Origin of the sequence: Mesorhizobium sp. M1A.F.Ca.IN.020.06.1.1 (assembly GCF_004023265.1) — a bacterium.
GTDB lineage: Bacteria > Pseudomonadota > Alphaproteobacteria > Rhizobiales > Rhizobiaceae > Mesorhizobium.
In genome coordinates this window covers 1-877 of the sequence record NZ_RZSR01001493.1, presented here as the reverse complement: position 1 = coordinate 877, position 877 = coordinate 1, and the positions used below count along the sequence as shown (strand labels likewise).

Sequence of the window (877 nt, the reverse complement as noted above, 5' to 3'; positions counted from 1 at the left end):
CATGGTAATACTCCGAAGGTATTACTTAGTGCGCAAATGAGAACAAGTCAAGAACACTACCCGGCCAGCGCCGCCATTCGGTAGGCGACGCTTTGACGGTGATGCGCATGACATATGGCGATGGCCAGGGCATCGGCGGCATCGTCGGTCTCGAACACCGCTTTCGGCATCAACACTTTCACCATCATATGGATCTGCTTCTTCTCGCCGTGACCGACGCCGATCACCGCCTTCTTGACCGCGTTGGGCGCGTATTCCGCGACCGCCAGCCCGGCGCGCGCCGGCACCAGCATGGCGATGCCGCGCGCCTGGCCGAGCTTCAGCGTCGCTGTGGCATCCTTGTTGACGAAGGTCTGCTCGATCGCCGCCTCGTGCGGCATGGCCTGGTGCAGCACCTCGGCGAGCCCATCATGCAATTGGCAGAGCCTTGTTGCGAGCGGCGCCTTGTCGTCGGAACGCACGGTGCCGGAGGCGACGAAGCGCAGCGAATTGCCGAGGCTCTCGACGATGCCCCAGCCGGTGCGCCTCAGGCCCGGATCGATGCCGATGATGCGAATCGCTTCCCCCATGCGCCAAGTCTAACCGCGGCGCATGGCGATGCCAGTGAATTGTGAACAAACCAGAAACAGCCTGTGCAGGGCGGGGTGCTTCAGAATTCGGTCCGATGAGTCATATGGCGGCGTTTTCAAGAACCGGTGCGGAGCGTGCTTTGGTACGCGAGGACCGGACGCGCAAAAAACGGCGCCAGATGGCCATCAGAGCGTGCGGAGCAGCCTGTTAGCCGCGGGCGAAGGCCGTGTTCAGCAAGCTGATCTGATCGGAGACCGGGTTGGCGCGGCGGGTGGCGGCCGGCGTGTCGTTCATGGCGCCGCCGTAG

Annotated in this window: 1 protein-coding gene; it reads right to left on the bottom strand. The window is 63.2% G+C overall.

Translation table 11 applies throughout. From position 1 onward, the window contains the following. Positions 1–56 precede the first annotated feature (56 nt). The gene (ruvC, locus tag EOA60_RS35095; RefSeq protein ID WP_067001770.1) at positions 57–569 is read right to left on the bottom strand and encodes a crossover junction endodeoxyribonuclease RuvC; all 513 of its coding nucleotides are present in this window, start codon (positions 567–569) and stop codon (positions 57–59) included. Positions 570–877: the final 308 nt, after the last annotated feature.

What these genes read in the sequence shown, in the direction of transcription:
- ruvC (WP_067001770.1), bottom strand. Translation starts at nt 569, where the DNA reads ATGGGGGAAGCGATTCGCATCATCGGCATCGATCCGGGCCTGAGGCGC.